The organism is Acinetobacter sp. 1125_18A (assembly GCF_052824985.1).
Map to the genome: position 1 here is coordinate 154,959 of NZ_VTDG01000003.1, position 20,638 is coordinate 175,596.

A 20,638-nucleotide genomic window follows, 5' to 3' on the forward strand; every position below is an offset into this window, starting at 1 on the left:
GTATCTCATATTAATATTTTTATCTATTATATTAAGTGGATGTGGGTTAATGAAAAATAATAATAATTTTTTATATAGTAGCATGGAGTATAAAAATGTAAAAGATATATTATCAATTTTCAATGATGGAAAAGTTTATTTTATTGGTGAACCACCATGTGCATTGTCAAAAATAAGAATATTATCTGAGAAGAAAATGGTGTTGCTTAGTTTGAGAATTAGTGAATTACCAATTGATTTGAGAGAAAGATTGGAAACATGTAACTGGAAAATTGAAGAGTTTTATAATTACATACCTACTGAAATAAAAATTGATAAGATAGATCAAGAATATATAAGAAGGAGTAAAATACATCCATAATTTAAATTTTAATTATTTAATAAGGAATATAGAGATAAAGTAACTTTATATTTTATTCTAAACTATGTAGGTGGAATAAGGTTCCTTTGAAATTGATTAATTATTTAATTTACACTTATTAATAGGATAATATATGAATAATTTAAAAGAGAAAATTCAAGAAAATTTTATTAGTTATCATAAGGAATTATTACAGTGTTTTTCTGAATTTATAGACTCTATTAGTATAGAAGATGAGTTTAATTTTAGTTATTTAAATTTTTACTTATTATTTAAAAATTATAAGGAGAAGTTTTACAAAAAGTTAATGAAAGAAAGTTATAATTTTTGGTTTTATGAAGATTTTTTTAATAAATCATCTAAAGGGGTATTTGGTCAATTAGGGCTGGATAAAAATGAAATTAATAATTTAGAAATACAGAGCGATAGAGAGTTTTCTTTGAGGCATAAAAACTGGTTGTTGAGTATTGAATATGAATATTTAGATTTTGTAAAGGATTGTAATTTTAATTTAATTATAACTGATTATGATATAAATAAAATTAAAGGTAAAAAGTACAAAAATATAGCTATGGCTTATGATGGTATTTTTAATACTTTAGGGTGGAGAAATTACTTATACAGAATATTTAAAAATGAACTTTTAGAATTTGAGATAGAAATTAAAGATAATGATATTTATGCATTTAAGAAAGTTGGGGATTACTATTTTAAAATACTCATAGAACCAAATGATATATTAGATGTTAATAAATTGCTAGGAAGTTATGGGATTTTTTATTTTGGTTTGATTTTTTCAATTGAAAATGAAAGTCATTCTTTATACCCACCTGAGTTATCAGCACTTTTATCAGAGTCGCTATTCAGGAAATATAGCGTTGAATATAAAAATGCATCCTATGAAGAAGCTAAAATTAGGGTATATGCGAATATAAAAGCATATTGTAAATTAATTAATAAATTGTTGCCATGTATTGAAAAAATTTTGATTACGAATAATTAAGATCTATTCAATACAAGAATAATGGTTTATCCCTCATTGAGGACAGTACTACCATAAATGAAATAATGCATACTGCTTTTGTTATGAACCTAATAATCAAATAGGGTCATCAACGGGGGCTACAATTAGCAGAATATCTTTACAAGCAAGGTTTAAGATAAATGAATCGAATTTTCAGTATATTGAATATGCTAATATCAATAATTATTTTTTTAATATTATTATTCCCTGTATCTATCTATGTATATAGTCAATATATTATAAGGGTTGAGAATGATTGGGTAACTGGAATTTTAATTTGGACTAGCATATTTTTTTCTATTTTTTTAAAAATATTATGGGTGGTTGTGTGTGATTATTTTTCTTACGTTGAAGACAGGGGGGTGGTAAAAAAAATTAATTATTCTTCTGTTTTTATTTTATTTTTTTTAGTGCTTTTACCGTTTATTGAGTCAATATTAAAAAAATAATTTAAGAAGATCAAATAAAAGTGGCTAGAAATTGGATTCCTGTATTTGTTAATTCGTGGGTTAAGTAATATGGATTACAATCAATTAATTGATAAAATTGAAAAGTTTGTTAACAAAGATGATATCTCACTTAAGAACACTCAAGAGATTGAAGTTCTTTTGGAAAATTTAATTATTAAAGATGAATTAATTACTGAAACAATTTTATTTTTAGCATCATATAGACCTGGAGGTGGTGAATATATGATGAAAGTCAAATTACTCAACAATTAAACAAAGTTCTAGTACTTTTAAAAAGTGAATATTGAACACGTAGTTAATATAATTTTTAAGAATAGGCTTAGGGTGATTATTATGGAATATAATGTTTTTTCTTACACAAACAATTCCAAGGGTAATATTGTCTTGGTAATTGAGCCATGGATATTGATTTACGATATACCTTCTAAATCTAAGATAAAATTTTATTATTCCAGTGCAAGTAAGTTGATTGAGATATCGGGTTTTAAAGATAGTTATCTCAATGTATATTTTGATTTTGATAAAATAAGAGTCGAATTAGATGAAATTGATATTACCAATCAATATCCATTGGATAAACTATTAAAATAATTAATTTTTTATTAATATGTATGTAGTGGATTTTGAAATATTGGTTTTATTAAAAAATAGTTAGGTTCTAAATTAATATTTTTATTTGGACGGTAAAAGAATGAAAAAAATAATCATAGCATTCTGCTTTAATCTACTATTTTGCAGTTCTGTATTTGCAAATAGTGGTTTCTATAACACAAAAATTAGTGCAATCACAATCCATGATTATTGGAATGTACTTGTTATTGAATTAAAGAGCCCAGTTGCAACTGGGGAAGGCTGTGCCGTATCAAATGCAGTAGTCTTACAAAAGAATCATTACATGTTTAAAGAAATGTATGCAGCACTACTTTCAGCTTTCCATGCACAGACGATGATTAGTGGCTGGGCAAATGGTTGTTTTAGAGAGTATCCAGTACTAACTAGATTAGACTTAAGGAAATAACAAATTAAGTAATTAAAATTTGGAAAACAAAAAGACCAGAACATTCTGGTCTTTTTAATGAAGCTTTTAAAACTTAAAGCCCAGCTTCATATTCACTATTGCTGAGTAACTTTTCAACATCTACAATATTGTTTGGTTTAATTTTATAAATCCAGCCTTTGCCATACGGGTCGTCATTAACAAAATCTGGGTCATCTTCAAGGGCAGTATTCACTTCTACAACTTCACCAGAAACAGGCGCATGAATGTCAGATGCTGTTTTAACGGATTCAACTACACCAGCCTGAGCGCCAGCAACCACATGGCTACCTACTTCAGGCGCTTCAACGTAGACTAAGTCGCCTAAAGCATCTTGAGCATGGTCTGAAATACCAGTAATCACAAGATCACCTTCAATTTTTACCCATTCATGTGTAGCTGCATATTTCAAATCTGAAGGATGATTCATAATGACTCCATTAATCAATTTATTTTTGGCACGAGTTATACAGGTTTTTTAAACAAAACAGAAAGCAGAGATACTGATAAACTTATTCATCGAAACAAATAATCGTGATAAATCACATTATAAGTATGGGTCTTTGCGCCAACTGCTTGGGCTACGGCCACTCCAGCGTTTAAATGCACGACTAAAGTTTGCAACATCACTATAACCGAGTTCATCTGCAATTTGTTCCAGTGTATAGTCAGTACGGGAAAGTAACGATGTAGCATGGCGATAACGTACTTCATCTACCAGTGTAGAGAAAGAAGTACCTTCGGCAGCCAACTGACGCTTTAATGTACGGTCTGACATATGCAGACGATCTGCAACATTTTCAATACTTAAATAATGCTGTTCCGAATGAGTCAAGATATCACGTACACGCATCGCCAAGCGGCGTCTTTCACCCAAAGCTGAAAGTTCTGCTTCACATTGATTAATTGCAATTTGACTGGCAATCGGGTCAGCATTGACCATTTTTAAGCCCAAGTAGGATTTGTCAAAACTTGCAATGAGATGTGGCTGTTCAAAACGCATATTGTATTGCTTTGCCAGTTTCTCGATGTATTTGTCAAAACCATCAGGCTTGGGAAAATCAAAGTCGATATCGCCATGCAAATAATCAATACCAGTCAAAGCTTTTGCCATGGTCATAATACCAAAGGTTAGCCCCATCACAATTTCTGTGCGCAAAGGTTCGATTTCGATATCACATTGCAATTGAAGTGTGGCTTTTTCACCAAAAGTAGAAAAATACAATTGTAGAAAGGGCATACGCAACTGGATAAAGCGGTTGGCTAAGACAAGCGCATCGGTAATATCGTGTGCTGTCATGATGGCATAACCAATAAAGCCATGGATTGAAATACGCATTTGTGTACCAAGATGAAAGCCTAAGGTGCTTTCACCTGTAAGTTTTAATGCGTGTTTAATCAATTCATTGGCAAGTGGTGTCGGAATCCGACACTCAGGATCTGCTAACTGTTCGCTGGTAAAATTAAAGGGTGCGAACAGTGTTTCTGCGCTATATCCCCAACGAGAAACAATATCTAATAATAATAGTCCATAAACACCAGGAATTCCCTGATCTTGGCGAGCTGAGACTGTTTTCATGTGCTTTCCATTGCTCTGAACATTGTTTTTACTTGTTTAATCATATTGTCATGATATGGAAAAACCCTTAAATATTGTAAGACAAATTTAGGATTAATGTGCATCAAAATTGCGTTTAAATACCACAATTTTAGTGGTTGAAATCAGCAATACATCATCATCTTGATTTTTTGCTTGTGTTACATAGGTCACAATTGCACGATCATTTTTGGTTTTAGAGGGCTGGATAGATACAATTTCGACATCAACATGTATTTTATCTCCCACACGCGTGGGTTTTGGCCATCTTAAACTTGATTCTGAACCAATTAAGCCATAAGCAACAGGGAAGCATTCTGTCCAAAGACGCATGGTGACTGCAGACGTATGCCATCCACTTGCAGCAAGTCCTTTAAAAATCGGGTGATCTTTGGCTTTTTCAGCATCAGTATGGAAAACTTGCGGATCATACTTATGTGCAAACTCTAAAACCTCATCCAAAGTCATTTCGTACTCACGACTTTTAAAATGATCACCAATATTTAAATCTTCCAAATACAACATTGTTTATACATTCCCTTAATTTCACACAATACTCATAAATGATGATGTTTTACGCATAAAAATTAAATTATCTAAACTTTTTCATTGTAAATCACCATTAAGCAATTTCAATGACTGTTTTACCAATCATCCATTTTTTTAAGTCGTATTGAAATATCACTCAAAATTTCGAGTGATTTAGACCATAATAACATTGTGTAATGTCCTGAAAGTAATGAAAATACGACCAAAGTGAATTGAGCAAGCTTATGACGCGTTAAAGCAATGTTTTAAGCATCCAAACTTCACAAACATGACTATGACCGGTATTACCTTTAGGTTGTGATAAATGCTCAAAACCTAACTTCTCATAGAGTTTAATGGCTTGCCAGAGATCTTGAGTGGTTTCTAAATAACAAGACTGAAAGCCTTGTTGTTGTGCAAATTCAAAACACTTTTCCAAAATTTTCTTAGCAAATCCTAAACCACGAAGTTCAGGCAAAAAATACATCTTTTGAATCTCTAAAACAGTTGCATCACCTTGTAATGGTGAAAGACCTCCGCCACCAACAACGTGACCATTTGCATCCTCAATGACCCAATATTGAGCATTGGGTTGAGCATATACCTGATATAAATCATCCAGGATCGGGTCGGCTACAGCAAAGCCTGATTCAGGTGCTAAGCCAAATTCTTTAGATACTTCACGAATGACTTGTGCGATCGACGGATTATCTTGTATTTGTATCGTTCTAATTTGGTACATAAGTAAATGAAAATAAAAAAGGTAGAATTTTTATAACAAAAATTCTACCTTTTGTGATCAGCTAAAAATTCAACTGATCAAAACTTTAGCAATTGAATAGTGATAAATAAGTAAATTTACAGGTTTTGCTGCAACACTATTTTAATTCACTTGAAGATTTACCCAATTCTCGACGGGCAATAATCAGCTGTTGAATCTGTTGCGTTCCCTCAAAAATATCTAGAATTTTTGAATCACGCGCCCATTTTTCTAACAATTCATCTTCGTTATAACCCACACTGGCAGCCAGCTCTACACATTTTAAAGTGATTTCATTACAAATACGTCCAGCTTTAGCTTTGGCGATAGAGGCCTCACGAGAGTTTGGTTTTTTGTTATCTGCCATCCATGTGGCTTTTATGGTGAGTAAGCGTGCAGCTTCCCATTCTGCCTCCATCCGATAGATTTGTGCAGCCAAATTAGATGTTTGCAAATATGGAGTTGCATAATCGGGATCTAGTTCATCTTTAAAGATGTCTTTAATCCGTTCTAAAGACGCTTTGGCACAGCCCACTGCCATGGCTGCAACAAGTGGACGGGTATTATCAAAGGTTTCCATCACGCCTGCAAAACCTTTGGCTACATCAATTTCTGCATTGCCGAGTAAGTTTGCTCCAGGGACACGACAGTCAATAAAACTAATTGCCGCTGTATCGGATGCCTTAATACCAAGTTTATGTTCAAGGCGTTCAACTTTCATGCCGGGTGTACCTTTAGGTACAACAAAAGATTTAATTGCAGCACGGCCCAATTTCTTATCTAAAGTTGCCCAAACCACGACTGAGTCAGCACGTTCCCCAGAGGTGACAAATATTTTTTCACCGTTCAGAATGTAATCATCACCATCTTTGGTTGCGGTTGTGCGAATCGCAGCAGAGTCAGAACCACAACCAGGTTCAGTGATGGCCATTGCAGCCCATGTCCCCTTAAAACGCTCAAGCTGTTCATCATTGGCGACTGCCGCAATCGCAGAATTGCCCAGCCCTTGACGGGGCATGGTCAGCAATAGGCCTGTATCGCCATAACACATTTCGATTACACCCAAGGCAGTCGACATATTGGTGCCATTTTTATTATTACTGTCGATATCGCCACGTTTATTAATTGCAGCGCCTGCATTGAGCCCATCACCACCGTCGTTCATACCATCCAGTAAAGAAGCCAGCATATCGAGTTCTTTAGGATAGGCATGTTCTGCTTTGTCGTATTTACGAGAAATTGGGCGTAAAACATTCAATGCAGTTTCGTGTGCTTGATCTAAAAGCATTTGGAATTTTTTTGGATTTTGTAAATTCATGATTTTTATCCTTTATCTTCTAAGTTAAGCGTGTAAGCCAGAATGTAGAACGGCAGTTGCACGTAAGTCGCGATACCAACGCTCAGCCGGATGTTCCTTAGTAAAACCATGTCCACCTAAAATTTGCACACCATCTGTACCAATTTTCATAGATTTTTCTGCACAAAGTAGACGGGCTAAATACGCTTCTCTATGGAAGGGTTGTCCTGCTTCTGCAAGACTGGCAGCATTTAAAATCAGCATACGCATTGCATCAATTTCAATCGCCATATCTGCGATCATAAATGCCACACTTTGACGGTGTGAGATAGGTTCACCAAATGCAGTACGTTCATTGGCATATTTGATACTGTAATCTTTAACCGCTTCACAGCTACCAACAGCCATTGCACACCACATTAGATTGCCTAAATCTAAAAATGCAGGGTAATTAAAATCGTCGTCACCTAGACGTTGGGCAGGGGTATTGTCAAATTTCAAAGTTACCGTTTCAGTTGCTTTTAAACCCATTGCCGGTGATTTTTTCACTGTAATACTTGGATCTCGCTTTACAACGAAAACGTCCGCTTGACCCTTAAAGTCTGCACTAACAAGGAATAAATCTGCTGTTGCACCCAATAGCACTAAGGTTTTTTCTCCAGTAATGCTGAATTGTCCATTGTTGGCAGTCGCTTTGGTTTTTAAGCGTAAGGGATTAAATGCAGGGGTTGCTTCTTGCACCGCAAAAGTGGCTTGAATATCAGTATCATTGGCAAAATTTGCTAAATAAACAGATTGAACTTTTTCAGAACCCCATTGCGTGATTGCATTGATGACACTAAAAGTAGAGAGCAAACCTGCAGCAAGTGAGAAATCACCTTTAGCCAAGCGTTCAGCAATTAAAATATTACTCACAATATTTTTTTCAGATGCAACACCGCCTAAAGCTTCAGGCAGTGCATAGTAATTTAGTCCTAAATCGGTACTGTGTTGCCAAAGTTCAGCTGGAAACTTTTCGTCGTGATCCGCTTGATGGGCCAACTGATAAAGTACTTCGGAAGCAAATTGATCCATAGCATCCACTGTCATTTGCTGTTCTTCAGTCAAACTCAGATCAAATAGGGACTTTTGCTGATTGGGTAGACGTTGTTTGGTTACATTTGAATCTGATTTAAATGCTTTTTGTGTTGCACTTAAGGTTTTAAAACCGGCTTTAGAACCTTGATAAAGTGATCTTTCGATAAATTTGCGCAATTTAAACTGATCAAGTAAATCACTACCTGCAATTTTTGTAATTAGATTTAAACCCAAACCTTGAGCTTTATTTACCATATTGGTCATGCCGAAGTCCCTGTATTTTAGTGTCGGTATACAACAATCCTGACATGCATAAAAATAAAAAACTATGTCAAAGCTGACAAAGTGATTGACCTTAGATGAGTGGTAGAGTGAATGAGATATTTGTTATTAATATTTTGATTTTTATTGTTTATTTAAAAATAAAAAAACCCAACATTTGTTGGGTATTGGTAAAAGTGACATTTTTAAAACTTTTACAATCTCGTTTAGCCTTTATGAAAACTAAAAAGATTAAACAAAAGGTACAATCATTTTACGGACATTGGTCTTTGCTTCAATCACCGTCATAAATGTATAAGCACCAATAAATTTACGACTGATAAACATAAATTCTTTTGGTGGAATACTGAAATAACGTGAAGCCATTGATTTTGAAGCACGTTGCATCACACGGCTATGTAGCTGGCTTTTTTTCCAGTCATAGCGGTTATGTTGATCCATCACCCCAGCAGGTAAATCTGGATTATTTAAAGGTGTACTAAATGCTTCTGTTGCCAATAAAAATACTTTTGCCATATCGGGTTTAATGCTTAAAGGCATTGCATCAAAGAACTCATAGCCCGACATCGCATTAACCATTGCTTCAGCATCGTGGTTATAACCCGCTTTGATTAAATTACAAGCAACGCGAAGTAATTGGTCATCAAACTGGCGTATAGCGCCAAAATCTAACAAAATAATTTTATCTTTTATTTCTTCACCATTGCCCAAACGAACAAGGTAATTGCCAAAGTTAGGGTCGGTTTGCATTTCGCCCCATTCAAACAATTCACGAACTGCGATTTCAAGTGATGCTTCACCTAAAAGATTACGTCGCTCTTGTGGTAAAGACAGCATGACAGGGCTGTTGATGGGTACACCACGTTCAAAGGTCATACACAGGACTTGATTGGTACAATAGTCATCAATAATTTGTGGTACGCCATAACGTGGATCTTCTTTAAGTCGCTGGCCAAAACGACGGGTTGTTGCCGCTTCAACTTTATAATCAACTTCACGATGCATCATTTCACGTACTTCATCAAACCACTGATCGAACTCACGGGTTTGTGGCACCATACGTGTCAATTTAAGCATATTTCGAAATAGGCTCATATCTGAGTCTATGGCATCGGCTACACCTGGATATTGGATTTTAAGAACTAGCTCTAATCCATCTGACTTACGTGTTGCGCGGTGAACCTGAGCCAGCGAAGCCGTACCAATCGGCTCATGATCAATGGTGAGATCGTTGAGTTTTGAACCCAATTGGCTGACCAGTTGCTCTTTAATCGCAGGCCATGCAAGGGCAACTGTTTGATTATTGAGGGTGTTTAATGCTTGAGTAATTTCTTCAGGTAAAAAATGCTCGCCATAAAGCGCCATCATTTGACCGATTTTAACAATTGAGCCTTTTAGCTTGCCAATTTCTTGAACAAGGTAATTGGCTTGTTCTTTCATAGCTTGTTTACGTTTTTTTTCTTTTTCTTCTTCACTTGAAAAGATTGAACTCGCACTTGAAGCTGCCCAGCGTGTACCTGCCAATAATGACGCTTTTGCAATTGATAAGCGACGATCCATTGATGAGGTTTTTAACTGTTTGAGCTTTTCGTTCTGATCTGACATGAAGATAAAATCCTTTATAAGAGATTCGAAAAGATAAAAAGATGACTAATTGTAAGGAATATTACATGGAATGACTGTATTTAAACAGTTCAATTCGCTGAATGGGGGAATTAAATTAATTCCATCAAAATAGCCTAAGCAATATTAAAATTTACATTCTAAATTGGATTTTAAGCTCTTTCCGGAGTATTAAACCTTGCTTATTTGAAGCAATGTAATTGATGATCAGATCTTTAACACTTTGATTGGTAAAGCCAAGCGCATAGCCCCTAACAATGATAATGCTGGGCAAGCTAAAGAAAAAATATTTTACATCGTCTAGAGAAGGCGCTTCGTAAACACCTTGTTCAGTGAGTGTTTGTTGAAAAAATTGCTTTTCAATTTTAACATTTGGAGTGGATTCATCATCCCACCATGACTGACGCATTGCCATGAGGTTATTATGTTTGTAGCTCATAAATTGACTAAATTCATAAATATTTAAAAACTTGTTGTATATATAAAGGTGAAATGACCCAATTTCAAGTTAAGCGCTCAATCTCAGCAATTTTGCCACAAATAAGTTTATATTTTACAACCAAGCACATTGATTTGTTTTAAAAATATACAATAATAGGCTTGAAAATAAATCTAAAAAATTAGGTGCATTGTGAAACAAATTTTAGGACTTTGGCTTTTATTTTATATCCCTACGACTTTAGCTGAAGTTTATACCTGTGTATATAAAGGAAATACCGTATATCAAGGTAAACCTTGTGCTGGTACAGTGGCTAAAAATAATATCAATTACTCTCAAAAATCGTTAACTGATTAGTCAAAAATATGAACAATGGAAATCCACACGTGAGCCGAAAGTCGGAATGTCTGGAGATCAAGTGATTAAAACGACCCGTTGGGGAGCTCCTGAAAAGAAACGTTCGTTTAGCTCAAATAGAGGTAAAGACGAGCTTTGGTATTATCCAGAACTAGGCTTAATTTCATTAAAAAATGGTGTAGTCACATCAATCAGTCAATAGCCGGCGAGATTTTTCACAGTGGTGATTGCTTTAAATCAAGTTTTAACAATAATTTATCTGCAATGATTGTATTTAGTTTCAAATCTTTTACACTCTTTTGCATAGGGGATTGTTGCTAATCAGTGCCTGAGTTCTTTGGATTAAAATAATGATTTTGGGATAGGGGAATTGAATGTATTTAAAGTATTGGGGTATCAGTTTAGTTGTATTATTGCCGATGCACACGCAGGCGATCGGTTATAGCTCAGATTATTTAAGCTGTATGAATTCGGCAGGTTCAAGCTCGGCAACACTTGCCAGCTGCATGAAAACTGAGTTGAGTAAGCAAGATGATCGTTTGAAATCATTATTTAAACAGACGTTGGATCTGTATACAGACAAGCAACAGAAAGCTCAAAAGAAATATCAGAAACAATGGTTTAAACTTCGAGATCAGCAGTGTGGTGAGTCGAATAAATCAGTTTCTGATGATTATAAAATGAAGTATTACAATTGTGCCCTCAAACAAACAGTCAATAGAGCCAATATGTTAGAGAAACAAAGCTATCGTTTATAATGCTTTATTGCGCTATAAAATAATTGCTAAGTAAATTGTCGTAAAGCATTATAAATGTCATGCAAAACAAGGTATCATAAGGCGTTTAAAAATATGACCTTGGAGAAACCTTAAGTGGATCGACCGACTATTAGCCCTGAACATTTACAGGAAGCTGCTGAAAACCTATCAACAATTCGTGATTTTATTCGTTTTGGGGTTACAGCTTTACGTCAATACGATGCACATTTGGGTCAAGGTACAGAAGATTATTTCGCAGAAAGTTCTGCCTTGGTTTTACAAACGCTTTCTTTGGAATGGAAGGCGGATGCTGAAATTTTAGATTCAAAATTATTGCCAAGTGAAAAAGCTGAGTTTTTAAATTTACTCGAACGTCGTGTAAATGAAAGAATTCCAACCTCTTATTTACTTAACCTCTCTTATTTCTTTGGTAAGCCATTCTATGTCGATGAGCGTGTGTTAATTCCTCGTTCACCGATTGCTGAATTGATCGAAAACCGTTTTGCACCTTATTGTTTAGATGAAAATGGGCAAACGCGTGCAGGCGTGAATAATTTACCTGAAAACCCAAATCCAAAAACACCACAGCGTATCTTAGATATGTGTACAGGTTCCGGTTGTATTGCGATCGCGTTGGCATATGCATTCCCTGATTCAGAAGTAGATGCGACTGATATTTCTAAAGAAGCATTAGAAGTGGCTTCTATTAATGCGGAGCATCACAATAAGCAATATCAGGTGGCTTTGCTTGAGTCTGATTTGTTTGCCAAAATTCCAGCTGAAAATCAATATGATTTGATCGTTTCAAATCCACCGTATGTGGATGCTGAAGATATGGCTGATCTTCCAGATGAATTCCATCATGAACCTGAACTTGCTTTAGCTGCGGGTCAAGATGGTTTGGATTTAGTTCGAAAAATGTTGGCTCAAGCTGCTGATTATTTAACTGAAGACGGTTTAATCGTGATTGAAGTAGGTAACTCAGAATGGGCAATGAAACAGAATTTTAATACGATTGATTTTTACTGGTTACAGTTCCAAAAAGGCGGTACAGGTATTTTTGCTTTGACTGCTGAACAATGTCGTACATTCCGTGATTTATTTATTCAATCTATTCAAGCTTAAGGAGTCGTAAGCATGGCAGGCAACAGTATTGGACAACTCTTCCGTGTAACGACTTGTGGTGAATCTCACGGCGTAGGCTTGATGGCAATTGTTGATGGTGTGCCACCGGGTCTTGAATTATCTGCTGAAGATTTACAAATTGATTTAGATCGTCGTAAACCGGGAACGTCTAAGTTTGCCACTCAGCGTAAAGAGCCAGATGAGGTTGAGATCATTTCTGGAGTTTTTGAAGGTAAAACGACAGGAACTTCAATTGGTTTATTGATCCGTAATACAGATCAAAAATCTAAAGATTATGGCAATATTGCGCAAACTTTCCGTCCAGGTCATGCAGATTACACCTATACGCAAAAGTATGGTTTCCGTGATTATCGTGGTGGTGGTCGTTCAAGTGCACGTGAAACGGCGATGCGTGTGGCAGCGGGTGCGATTGCAAAGAAATTTCTTTTTGAGAAATTTGCGATTGTGATTCGTGGGCATGTGACGCAAATTGGTACAGAAAAAGCACAAGCTTTAGATTGGAATGAAGTCCCGAATAATCCGTTTTTCTGTGGTGATGTCAATGCAGTTCCACGTTTTGAAGCGCTGGTGACATCATTACGTGAACAGGGGACCAGTTGTGGTGCAAAGCTTGAGATCCTTGCCGAAAAAGTACCTGTAGGTTGGGGTGAACCAGTATTTGATCGTTTAGATGCTGATATTGCCCATGCCATGATGTCAATCAATGCGGTGAAAGGTGTTGAAATTGGTGATGGTTTTGCAGTTGCAGAACAATTTGGTCATGAAACGCGCGATGAACTTAGCACAGATGGGTTTTTAGCCAATCATGCTGGTGGTATTCTCGGTGGTATTTCTTCAGGCCAAACCATACGTGTAGCGATTGCGTTAAAACCAACCGCAAGTATTACCACACCAGGGAAATCCATTAATCTAGATCGTGAAGATACAGATGTACTCACAAAAGGTCGTCATGATCCATGTGTAGGTGTGCGTGCTACACCTATTGCTGAAGCCATGCTTGCCATCGTATTGATGGATCACTTTATGCGTCACCGTGCACAAAATGCTGATGTGGTTGCACCATTTGCCCCAATTGAACCTAAATAGCAAATATATTTGAGATAAGAGAGGGTATTGGGGTTTTGAAATACCTTTAATTATTAGAGTAAATTTCAAATGATTTGTTTTTTACTTAATAGTTGTTGCTCAACAAATTTAGCTGAATGATCTTGGATTCATTATTTTAAGTTAAAGATTTTGAGTTAAAAAAACCAGACATTTTGTCTGGTTTTTTTATATCTATGTTGCTCAGTCTTATTGAGTAACAATTTGACCTGTATAACCCTTTAAGAAAGTCAGGTACGCAGAAGACTGTTGACCATCTGCCTTTAAGATTGAACGTTCAACATCACCCTGGTTGGTTACCAATTTAAGTGAGATTTCTTTACCATTACGGAATGAGTTAAGAAAGCTGACAGGAACATTAATCGAGTTTGATGAAACTGTACCCGCGTATTGTGTCGTGTTAATGGTTGAATATGTATATGGCTGACCATCCACTAAGAAGACAAATTGGGTAATATCATATTTTGTTGGATTGTTAATTTCTGCTGTGATTTTAAAGCCATCACGGACTTCATCTTTCCAACGCATAGAAAGTTCAGGGCAAACTTCATTTGCTTCACAGATTAAAGGGCCTTTTGTAACAACTCTTTCTGGATAAGAGCCAGCACAACCCGCCAAAGTTAAACATGCTAAAGAAGAAATTATCGCAAATTGAAGTTTCATACCGCTTCCTAATAAGTTCATTTGTGTTATTGATATGTTGATAATCTATGTAAAATTTACCGCTTTTTAGTTAAAAAGTGAATTAAATATTTCAGTAATTTGTATTTCAGTTAAGGCATAGCATAAATCTTAAACAAAATTTAAGATTTTTAATATTTCCTTTGCTACATTTTCAGTTAATTGATTTAAACGAGTCAACGGCTCACCTTCAATAAAATATTTAAAATTCGACAATGTGTTTTGATAATGGATTGAGATAAAAAATGTACCTTCTGGTTTTTCAATACTAGCACTACCACCAGGTTTAAGTAAGCCGGTACAACTGACAACGATATCTGCAGCGCTAAAGAGCTTTTTCCCTTGAATTGCCATCGCTTTAGTGACTTCAACTGATTCAGCGCTATATTTTTCGATGAGGGATGGATCTATCTGTAAAATTGAAATTTTAATAGAAGGGTCGTAACTGACTAAGCCACCTAATAAAATATCTGCACCACTATTTTTATAGATCGAAAATTGGCTGGATAAATAACCAGAACTTGCACTTTCAATAAATGCGACTGTTAAATTCTTTCTTTCAAGCAGATCACAACATTGTTTTAAAAGCATTAGTATGACTCTAAATTAATTATTTATATTCAATAATTTAACTATAAGTGAATTGAGAAAATTTGCAAGAAAACCAAATAAAAAATAAGCATATCGAGTCGTGAATTTAATTATTTTTTTTAATATTTTTAAATATAAATCATGATGTTAGCTCTACATGGTTTATCAGAGACAAAATTAATCAAAAGAACGCTGAGTTGAAATAAGCTTGTCATATTTATTTGCCATAATGACGGCACAAACAACAAAAACCAAGAATAAGCATCAAATAACAACCACAGAAAGTTAAAAGAATAATCAGCGTAAAGTCTGTAAATATGCAGTCAACCCACTTCTCAACAGGTGGGTTTTCCTTTTTTAGGCCAATTGTAGAATTACTATGCAATATGATGAATTTTTATATTTCAAATGCGTCAAAAAGTGATATAAATAAAAATAAAGTGCATATGAAAATGGAGTGCGAATGATGAAAACGACTGTTAAGTATGTTGTCTTAAAAAGTAGAGAATATCAGCTTGGCACAGCCTTATTTGAAGAAAGTATTGAAGCCGAAGGAAATTATTTTGATCAAATACCTGAGATCATTCACTATCAAAATCATAATTTTAAAGTAAAGTCCAAAGAACTTAGCCGTAAGCAAATTTTTGATGATTTTGAAGAATCTCAAACCATTTTAGTCAAAGTTATCGCAGTTTAATAGTTTCCCAAGTTATCTCTGATATGGACATTGCATAAATAAAACCCAGCTAAACTGGGTTTTATTTATTTGGTAATTTAATCAATCACTGTTTGACAATCAATACAGGGAGTTTGGTTTGACCCAGTACATCTTGCGCAAAGCTGCCTAAGAAAAACTTTTGGAAGCCTTTACGCCCATGTGATCCCATGATAATTAAATCTGTATGTAATGATTCAGCAGTTTTAATGATGGTTTCAGCTGCAACCGAGTCTCTCACGACTTGTGTATCAATTTGAACACCTTGCTGTTCAGCCAATTGTTTGGCTTTGCTCAAACCTTCTTCCGCATTTTTAATTGCTTCTTGAATGTAATCTTTTAACATATCTGGCGAATAGTAAAAATCAGCAGCAGCAAAAGGGTCTTCAGCAACGACACTGATCGCAGTGACTTTACTTCCAAAGGCTTTTGCAATCGCAGCAGCATGTTTTAATGCAGAAAAAGAAATGTCAGAACCGTCAACTGGGACAAGAATATTTTGATAAGTCATAATCACACCTTTTTAATTAACATTTCAAATAAAAATTAAGCTTCTTCTTGGGTAGATTTAATAATCAACACAGGCAGTGGAGAAATAGACAACACTTCTTGTGCAACACTCCCTAAGAAGAATTTCTTCAGACCAGTACGTCCATGGGAACCCATCACAATAAGGTCCACATTGAGTTCATCTGCAACATCTAAAATTCCAGTAGCAGGAGGAACTTCACGCACCACTTTGGTATCTACTGTCGTTACACCATGGTGAACTAAAGTTTCTTGAATATCTTTTAAACGTGCTAAAGCATTTTTTTCAGCTTCAAATAAATATTGAGTTACAGCAGGCGCTATTTTATAAAAATCGACGCCTTTAAAAGGATCAACTGCGATCACACTCATCACAGTAATTTTACAGTTAAAAGCAAGTGCAATTTTCTCTGCATGTTCAAGTGCAGCATAAGAAATAGGAGAGTCATCTACAGCAAGCAGTATGTGTTGATAAGCCATTATAAGTTTCTCCCTTTTTTGTCTGATTATTTATTCATTGATAACACATTGCGCTGTTAGTCGCAAATTGTCGATGAGAATTTTAGTTGATCAAAAGTGTGTTATTTCAAGCTTTTGTGAAATACACATAATTTTATTATGGTTTTATTTTGTAACGTTTAATTGTCCTGATTTTTTATTGAAATCTCGCTCATGTAAATTTGATCTCAGGTTTTAGGCTAGCGTTCTAAATATGATGCATTTTGAATTCTTACGATTCTAAAAACTGGCATGATAAATGCTTTAATTTAATGCAAACCGATATTTATGAATAAAATTTTGGCATCAATTTGGAACATTTTAAATCAAGTGCCATAGATAAGTGGATCAGTATGAAAATTTATACGCAACGTCTAGACCATATAGAGTCAAACATTGAGGCTGAAAGTATTGAATTGACTTTTGATACTCGGCAAAAGAGCCGTTTTCGTGCAACTTTAAATAATGGGCGCGATATTGGTGCGGATTTACCACGTACAGGCATTTTGCGTAGTGGTTCTTATATTGCAACTGAACAAGGTGAAGTGTTACGTGTAGATGCCAAAGCTGAAAAATTAATGCAAGTTTCGGCACTGCATAGTTTTGACTTACTTAAAGCTGCATATCATCTGGGAAATCGCCATGTCCCATTAATGCTTACTCCAACAGCACTTTATTTTGAACCTGATCATGTCCTTGCAGAAATGATTCAAGGTTTAGGGCTGACAGTAGATGAAGTTGAACATCCATTTGAACCTGAAAGTGGGGCATATGCACAACATCAGCATGATCATCGTTTAAGCCCGATTAAGGCTTTACATCATGTCCATCACTAACGCATCTCAACTATTAAGTCTATTGACCCTGTCATCGACAGCCTTACCCATCGGTGCATATTGCTATTCGCAAGGGGTAGAAAGTGCGATTGATCAGGGTTTGATTCATGATGAAGCAAGCAGTATTGCTTATTTTGAAGAAGTGCTGGAAATGTTGCTGGTTAGGTTTGAACTCCCCGTTTTAAAACGTCTGATGCAACATTATTTAGACGAAGCTGAATTTTTAAATTGGGCTAACTTTTATAAAGCGAGCCGTGAGTCGAAAGAATTACGGGCTGAATCTCAGCAGTTGGCATTTTCTATGAATGCTTGGATTCGTGATGTTTTAAAACAGCAACCTGAGATTAAAAAGCAGTTTGGTTTTGTACCAGTTTACGCACATTTATGTGGGACATTAAAACTTAATCTGGTGGATGTACTGACGGCATATAGCTTTACTGTTTTAGAGAACCAAGTGCTAGGTGCGGTTAAAACTGTCCCTTTAGGGCAAATGAGCGGTCAAAGAATTTTGTGGCACTTACATGGCTTAATTCCTCAAGCCGTAGTGCGTGCCTTGGCCTTAGAAGATGATGAGTTAAGTAGTGCTTTGCCCAATTATGCGATGTTAAGTATGTCGCATGAAACTTTATATTCACGATTATTCAGATCATAAATGACACGTTTCATTCGCTATTTTTTATTGAGAATGAAGCATAGAAAAGGAAAAAATGATGACAGAACGTAGCCCTTTACGTGTTGGAATAGGTGGTCCTGTTGGTTCAGGTAAAACAGCATTAACCTTGAATTTATGCCTTGCTTTACGCAACAAATATAATATGGCGGTTGTGACCAACGATATCTATACCAAAGAAGATTCTAATTTTTTAACTCGTCATGAAGCGATGTCACCAGAACGTATTGTTGGTGTTGAGACAGGTGGTTGTCCACATACTGCAATTCGTGAAGATGCTTCAATTAACTTGGCTGCAATTGATGATCTTTGTGAAAAATTTGATGGTTTAGAGCTGATTATTATCGAAAGTGGTGGAGATAATCTAGCCGCTACCTTTAGTCCCGAATTATCTGATTTAACCCTTTATGTGATTGATGTTGCGGGTGGTGAAAAGATCCCACGTAAAGGTGGTCCCGGCATTACCAAGTCGGATTTATTGATTATAAACAAAACAGATTTAGCCCCAATGGTCGGTGCAAATCTCGATGTAATGGATCAAGATGCAAAACGCATGCGTGGTGACAAACCTTTTCTATTTTCAAATATGAAAACTCAAGATGGTTTAAAGCAAATTATTGAGTTTATTGAAAAACAAGGTTTATTTAAAGCTTAGCTAGCGTAGAGATTAAAGCTTATTCGCGATATTAAAAATAATTGTAATTATTTGAATTGAAAAATAATCAAAGGAGAATTTGAATGCGTTTTTTAAAACACAGTCTGATGGCATGTGCTGCATATTTACCTGTATTGGCTTTAGCTCACCCTGGACATGATCACCATACCGGTTTTTGGGCAGGCTTTATTCATCCATTTACAGGTTTAGATCATTTGATGATGGCAATCGCATTTGGTGTATTGATGTGGACGGCAAATCAACGCTGGAAGCTTTTCGGCTTGATTGGATTAGCTGTAGCGATGGTGATTGGCTTTATGATCGGTAGCCAAGGATTTATTCCAGCAGCAGTTGCTGAGTACGGCATTATTGCGTCATTGGTTTTATTGGCTATAGCACTTTGGACAAAATCAAATCAAGTTTTACCTATTACAGCAGTTCTATTGGCAAGTTTTCACGGTGTTGCACATGGCGCTGAATTAGGCCAATCAGGTCATGCCAGCTTACTGATTTTAGGTATGGTGACAGCAATGACATTGATCTATGCGGGTGGATTAGGCATTGGTGCTTTTATCAAAAAGTACGTTCCATATGGCAAGAAAATTATTGGTACTTTGGCTGCAATCGTTGCGGTTATTGGTTTGGCTTAATGTTTAAGCGCTTAATTGCGAATATCAATTTATAAAGGCGGCCATGATAAGTTTAGTGGAATATCTTCCTGATCAGCGCCTTTGGTATGCCAAACTCGAATTGGGTTTTCAGGCTCAAACTGAGCGAACGATATTGGCGCATCGTAGACATTTTGGACCTGTACGTGTGCAAAAGATGCTGTGGCCAGAAAAAACTGGAATTTGTCATGCGATTATTGTCCATCCGCCTGCGGGTATTGCAGGTGGCGATCATTTAACATTTGAGATCAGTGTAGATGATGCTGCCCATGCCTTAGTCACAACCCCAGGTGCTGGTAAATGGTATCGAACCAATGGCAAACAAGCTTATCAACATATCCATATCTCAGTTAAACACAATGCTGTATTTGAATGGCTTCCTCAAGAAACCATGTTATTTGATGGTGCCAATGCTCACTCAGAAACCTTGATTCAGCTTGATCAGACAGCAAGCTTTATAGGTTGGGATATGTTGGTAATTGGTCGTCAAGCTCGAGATGAAAAATTTCAATCTGGTGCTTATCACAGTCATTTTAAATTATGGCGAAATCAGCAGTTACTGGTGGCAGACACACTGAGTTTTAAAGGCAATGATCGTTGGCTAAGTTCTTGTCTAGGCATGAATAATCATGCCGTTATGGGGAGTTTATGGGCAGTTCCTCCCGAAAAATTTCGAGCAAACATTTATTTTGAGGCACATATCGATTTAATTCGTGAGTTGATGATGCGAATGGATATGCCTGTAAGGTTAACCTTATTGGGGGATGTCATCAGTGCACGTTTTTTAGGCGATGATGTTCGACATTGTCATGATGCTTTTGCAGCAATTCGCGCCAGATTAAGGCGATATTGGTTTGATTTGGATGAAGCATTTCCACGCATTTGGCGAACTTGATTCATTTAAAGATCACCTTTTAGAAATAAAATCTGCGTGTTT

Annotated in this window: 28 protein-coding genes; 16 read left to right on the plus strand and 12 right to left on the minus strand. The window is 35.8% G+C overall.

Annotated features, from left to right (window positions below; translation table 11 throughout):
• Nucleotides 1-49 precede the first annotated feature (49 nt).
• The 5 genes from FY049_RS06225 to FY049_RS06245 all read left to right on the plus strand — a co-directional run bounded on the left by FY049_RS06225 (nt 50) and on the right by FY049_RS06245 (nt 2,873).
• Entirely contained in the window at nt 50-361 is a 312-nt protein-coding gene (locus FY049_RS06225) for a hypothetical protein (RefSeq protein WP_446083376.1), read from the plus strand.
• Nucleotides 362-494: 133 nt separating this feature from the next.
• On the plus strand, nt 495-1,364 hold the full coding sequence (locus tag FY049_RS06230) for a hypothetical protein (RefSeq protein WP_446083377.1): 870 nt from the start codon (nt 495-497) through the stop codon (nt 1,362-1,364).
• Between the two features lie 539 nt (nt 1,365-1,903).
• Entirely contained in the window at nt 1,904-2,107 is a 204-nt protein-coding gene (locus tag FY049_RS06235; RefSeq protein ID WP_446083378.1) for a hypothetical protein, read from the plus strand.
• 81 nt (nt 2,108-2,188) lie between these two features.
• On the plus strand, nt 2,189-2,446 hold the full coding sequence (locus FY049_RS06240) for a hypothetical protein (RefSeq protein WP_446083379.1): 258 nt from the start codon (nt 2,189-2,191) through the stop codon (nt 2,444-2,446).
• A 100-nt stretch (nt 2,447-2,546) separates the two neighbouring features.
• Nucleotides 2,547-2,873 (plus strand): hypothetical protein, encoded by a 327-nt coding sequence (locus FY049_RS06245; RefSeq protein ID WP_209826106.1) that lies wholly within the window; start codon nt 2,547-2,549, stop codon nt 2,871-2,873.
• A 73-nt stretch (nt 2,874-2,946) separates the two neighbouring features.
• On the opposite strand, the gene gcvH is transcribed toward FY049_RS06245, so the two are convergent.
• The 8 genes from gcvH to FY049_RS06285 form a co-directional block, all read right to left on the minus strand.
• Complete coding sequence (gcvH, locus tag FY049_RS06250; RefSeq protein WP_446083380.1) at nt 2,947-3,321, minus strand: glycine cleavage system protein GcvH; 375 nt, start codon at nt 3,319-3,321, stop codon at nt 2,947-2,949.
• A gap of 117 nt (nt 3,322-3,438) precedes the next feature.
• Nucleotides 3,439-4,470 carry an AraC family transcriptional regulator gene (locus tag FY049_RS06255; RefSeq protein WP_004720255.1) on the minus strand — a complete coding sequence of 344 codons (1,032 nt, stop codon included), beginning with the start codon at nt 4,468-4,470 and terminating at the stop codon, nt 3,439-3,441.
• A 93-nt stretch (nt 4,471-4,563) separates the two neighbouring features.
• Nucleotides 4,564-5,013, minus strand: a complete 450-nt coding sequence (locus FY049_RS06260; RefSeq protein WP_004720258.1) for a MaoC family dehydratase — start codon at nt 5,011-5,013, stop codon at nt 4,564-4,566.
• Nucleotides 5,014-5,269: 256 nt separating this feature from the next.
• Nucleotides 5,270-5,758, minus strand: coding sequence for a GNAT family N-acetyltransferase (locus FY049_RS06265; protein ID WP_004720262.1), 489 nt, complete (start codon nt 5,756-5,758; stop codon nt 5,270-5,272).
• Nucleotides 5,759-5,894: 136 nt separating this feature from the next.
• A complete protein-coding gene (locus tag FY049_RS06270; protein ID WP_004720264.1) occupies nt 5,895-7,094 on the minus strand; it encodes an acyl-CoA dehydrogenase family protein in 1,200 nt (399 codons plus the stop codon).
• Between the two features lie 24 nt (nt 7,095-7,118).
• Nucleotides 7,119-8,405, minus strand: coding sequence for an acyl-CoA dehydrogenase family protein (locus FY049_RS06275; protein WP_446083496.1), 1,287 nt, complete (start codon nt 8,403-8,405; stop codon nt 7,119-7,121).
• 258 nt (nt 8,406-8,663) lie between these two features.
• Nucleotides 8,664-10,037, minus strand: coding sequence for an ABC1 kinase family protein (locus FY049_RS06280; RefSeq protein WP_004720267.1), 1,374 nt, complete (start codon nt 10,035-10,037; stop codon nt 8,664-8,666).
• Nucleotides 10,038-10,188: 151 nt separating this feature from the next.
• On the minus strand, nt 10,189-10,494 hold the full coding sequence (locus tag FY049_RS06285) for a hypothetical protein (RefSeq protein ID WP_262781304.1): 306 nt from the start codon (nt 10,492-10,494) through the stop codon (nt 10,189-10,191).
• Between the two features lie 192 nt (nt 10,495-10,686).
• On the opposite strand from FY049_RS06285, the gene FY049_RS06290 reads away from it, so the two are divergent.
• The 5 genes from FY049_RS06290 (at nt 10,687) to aroC (ending at nt 13,841) form a co-directional block, all read left to right on the plus strand.
• Nucleotides 10,687-10,851 carry a DUF4124 domain-containing protein gene (locus FY049_RS06290; RefSeq protein ID WP_262781302.1) on the plus strand — a complete coding sequence of 55 codons (165 nt, stop codon included), beginning with the start codon at nt 10,687-10,689 and terminating at the stop codon, nt 10,849-10,851.
• A gap of 61 nt (nt 10,852-10,912) precedes the next feature.
• A complete protein-coding gene (locus tag FY049_RS06295) occupies nt 10,913-11,053 on the plus strand; it encodes a hypothetical protein (protein ID WP_262781300.1) in 141 nt (46 codons plus the stop codon).
• Between the two features lie 172 nt (nt 11,054-11,225).
• A complete protein-coding gene (locus tag FY049_RS06300; protein ID WP_262781298.1) occupies nt 11,226-11,609 on the plus strand; it encodes a lysozyme inhibitor LprI family protein in 384 nt (127 codons plus the stop codon).
• A gap of 114 nt (nt 11,610-11,723) precedes the next feature.
• A complete protein-coding gene (gene prmB / locus FY049_RS06305; RefSeq protein WP_004720275.1) occupies nt 11,724-12,734 on the plus strand; it encodes a 50S ribosomal protein L3 N(5)-glutamine methyltransferase in 1,011 nt (336 codons plus the stop codon).
• Nucleotides 12,735-12,746: 12 nt separating this feature from the next.
• Nucleotides 12,747-13,841 carry a chorismate synthase gene (gene aroC / locus FY049_RS06310; protein WP_327857196.1) on the plus strand — a complete coding sequence of 365 codons (1,095 nt, stop codon included), beginning with the start codon at nt 12,747-12,749 and terminating at the stop codon, nt 13,839-13,841.
• A 207-nt stretch (nt 13,842-14,048) separates the two neighbouring features.
• On the opposite strand, the gene FY049_RS06315 is transcribed toward aroC, so the two are convergent.
• Nucleotides 14,049-14,522: a hypothetical protein gene (locus tag FY049_RS06315; protein ID WP_327857195.1), complete on the minus strand. Its 474-nt coding sequence runs from the start codon at nt 14,520-14,522 to the stop codon at nt 14,049-14,051.
• Nucleotides 14,523-14,651: 129 nt separating this feature from the next.
• The gene (locus tag FY049_RS06320; RefSeq protein ID WP_056511309.1) at nt 14,652-15,131 is read right to left on the minus strand and encodes a CinA family protein; all 480 of its coding nucleotides are present in this window, start codon (nt 15,129-15,131) and stop codon (nt 14,652-14,654) included.
• 466 nt (nt 15,132-15,597) lie between these two features.
• On the opposite strand from FY049_RS06320, the gene FY049_RS06325 reads away from it, so the two are divergent.
• The gene (locus tag FY049_RS06325; RefSeq protein ID WP_035372252.1) at nt 15,598-15,828 is read left to right on the plus strand and encodes a hypothetical protein; all 231 of its coding nucleotides are present in this window, start codon (nt 15,598-15,600) and stop codon (nt 15,826-15,828) included.
• 85 nt (nt 15,829-15,913) lie between these two features.
• Here FY049_RS06325 and FY049_RS06330 read toward each other — a convergent pair whose 3' ends face one another.
• Nucleotides 15,914-16,357 carry a universal stress protein gene (locus tag FY049_RS06330; protein ID WP_004720284.1) on the minus strand — a complete coding sequence of 148 codons (444 nt, stop codon included), beginning with the start codon at nt 16,355-16,357 and terminating at the stop codon, nt 15,914-15,916.
• 35 nt (nt 16,358-16,392) lie between these two features.
• On the minus strand, nt 16,393-16,854 hold the full coding sequence (locus FY049_RS06335) for a universal stress protein (RefSeq protein WP_056511305.1): 462 nt from the start codon (nt 16,852-16,854) through the stop codon (nt 16,393-16,395).
• Between the two features lie 371 nt (nt 16,855-17,225).
• On the opposite strand from FY049_RS06335, the gene ureE reads away from it, so the two are divergent.
• From ureE to FY049_RS06360, 5 genes are all read left to right on the plus strand, one after another.
• Nucleotides 17,226-17,708 carry an urease accessory protein UreE gene (gene ureE, locus FY049_RS06340; RefSeq protein WP_004720288.1) on the plus strand — a complete coding sequence of 161 codons (483 nt, stop codon included), beginning with the start codon at nt 17,226-17,228 and terminating at the stop codon, nt 17,706-17,708.
• Nucleotides 17,695-18,360 (plus strand): urease accessory protein UreF, encoded by a 666-nt coding sequence (locus FY049_RS06345; protein WP_004720290.1) that lies wholly within the window; start codon nt 17,695-17,697, stop codon nt 18,358-18,360. The genes ureE and FY049_RS06345 overlap by 14 nt, the downstream gene beginning before the upstream one ends.
• Nucleotides 18,361-18,418: 58 nt before the next feature.
• A complete protein-coding gene (gene ureG, locus FY049_RS06350; protein WP_004720292.1) occupies nt 18,419-19,033 on the plus strand; it encodes an urease accessory protein UreG in 615 nt (204 codons plus the stop codon).
• 83 nt (nt 19,034-19,116) lie between these two features.
• Nucleotides 19,117-19,683: a HupE/UreJ family protein gene (locus FY049_RS06355; protein WP_056511304.1), complete on the plus strand. Its 567-nt coding sequence runs from the start codon at nt 19,117-19,119 to the stop codon at nt 19,681-19,683.
• 43 nt (nt 19,684-19,726) lie between these two features.
• Nucleotides 19,727-20,596 (plus strand): urease accessory protein UreD, encoded by an 870-nt coding sequence (locus FY049_RS06360; RefSeq protein WP_446083381.1) that lies wholly within the window; start codon nt 19,727-19,729, stop codon nt 20,594-20,596.
• Nucleotides 20,597-20,638: the final 42 nt, after the last annotated feature.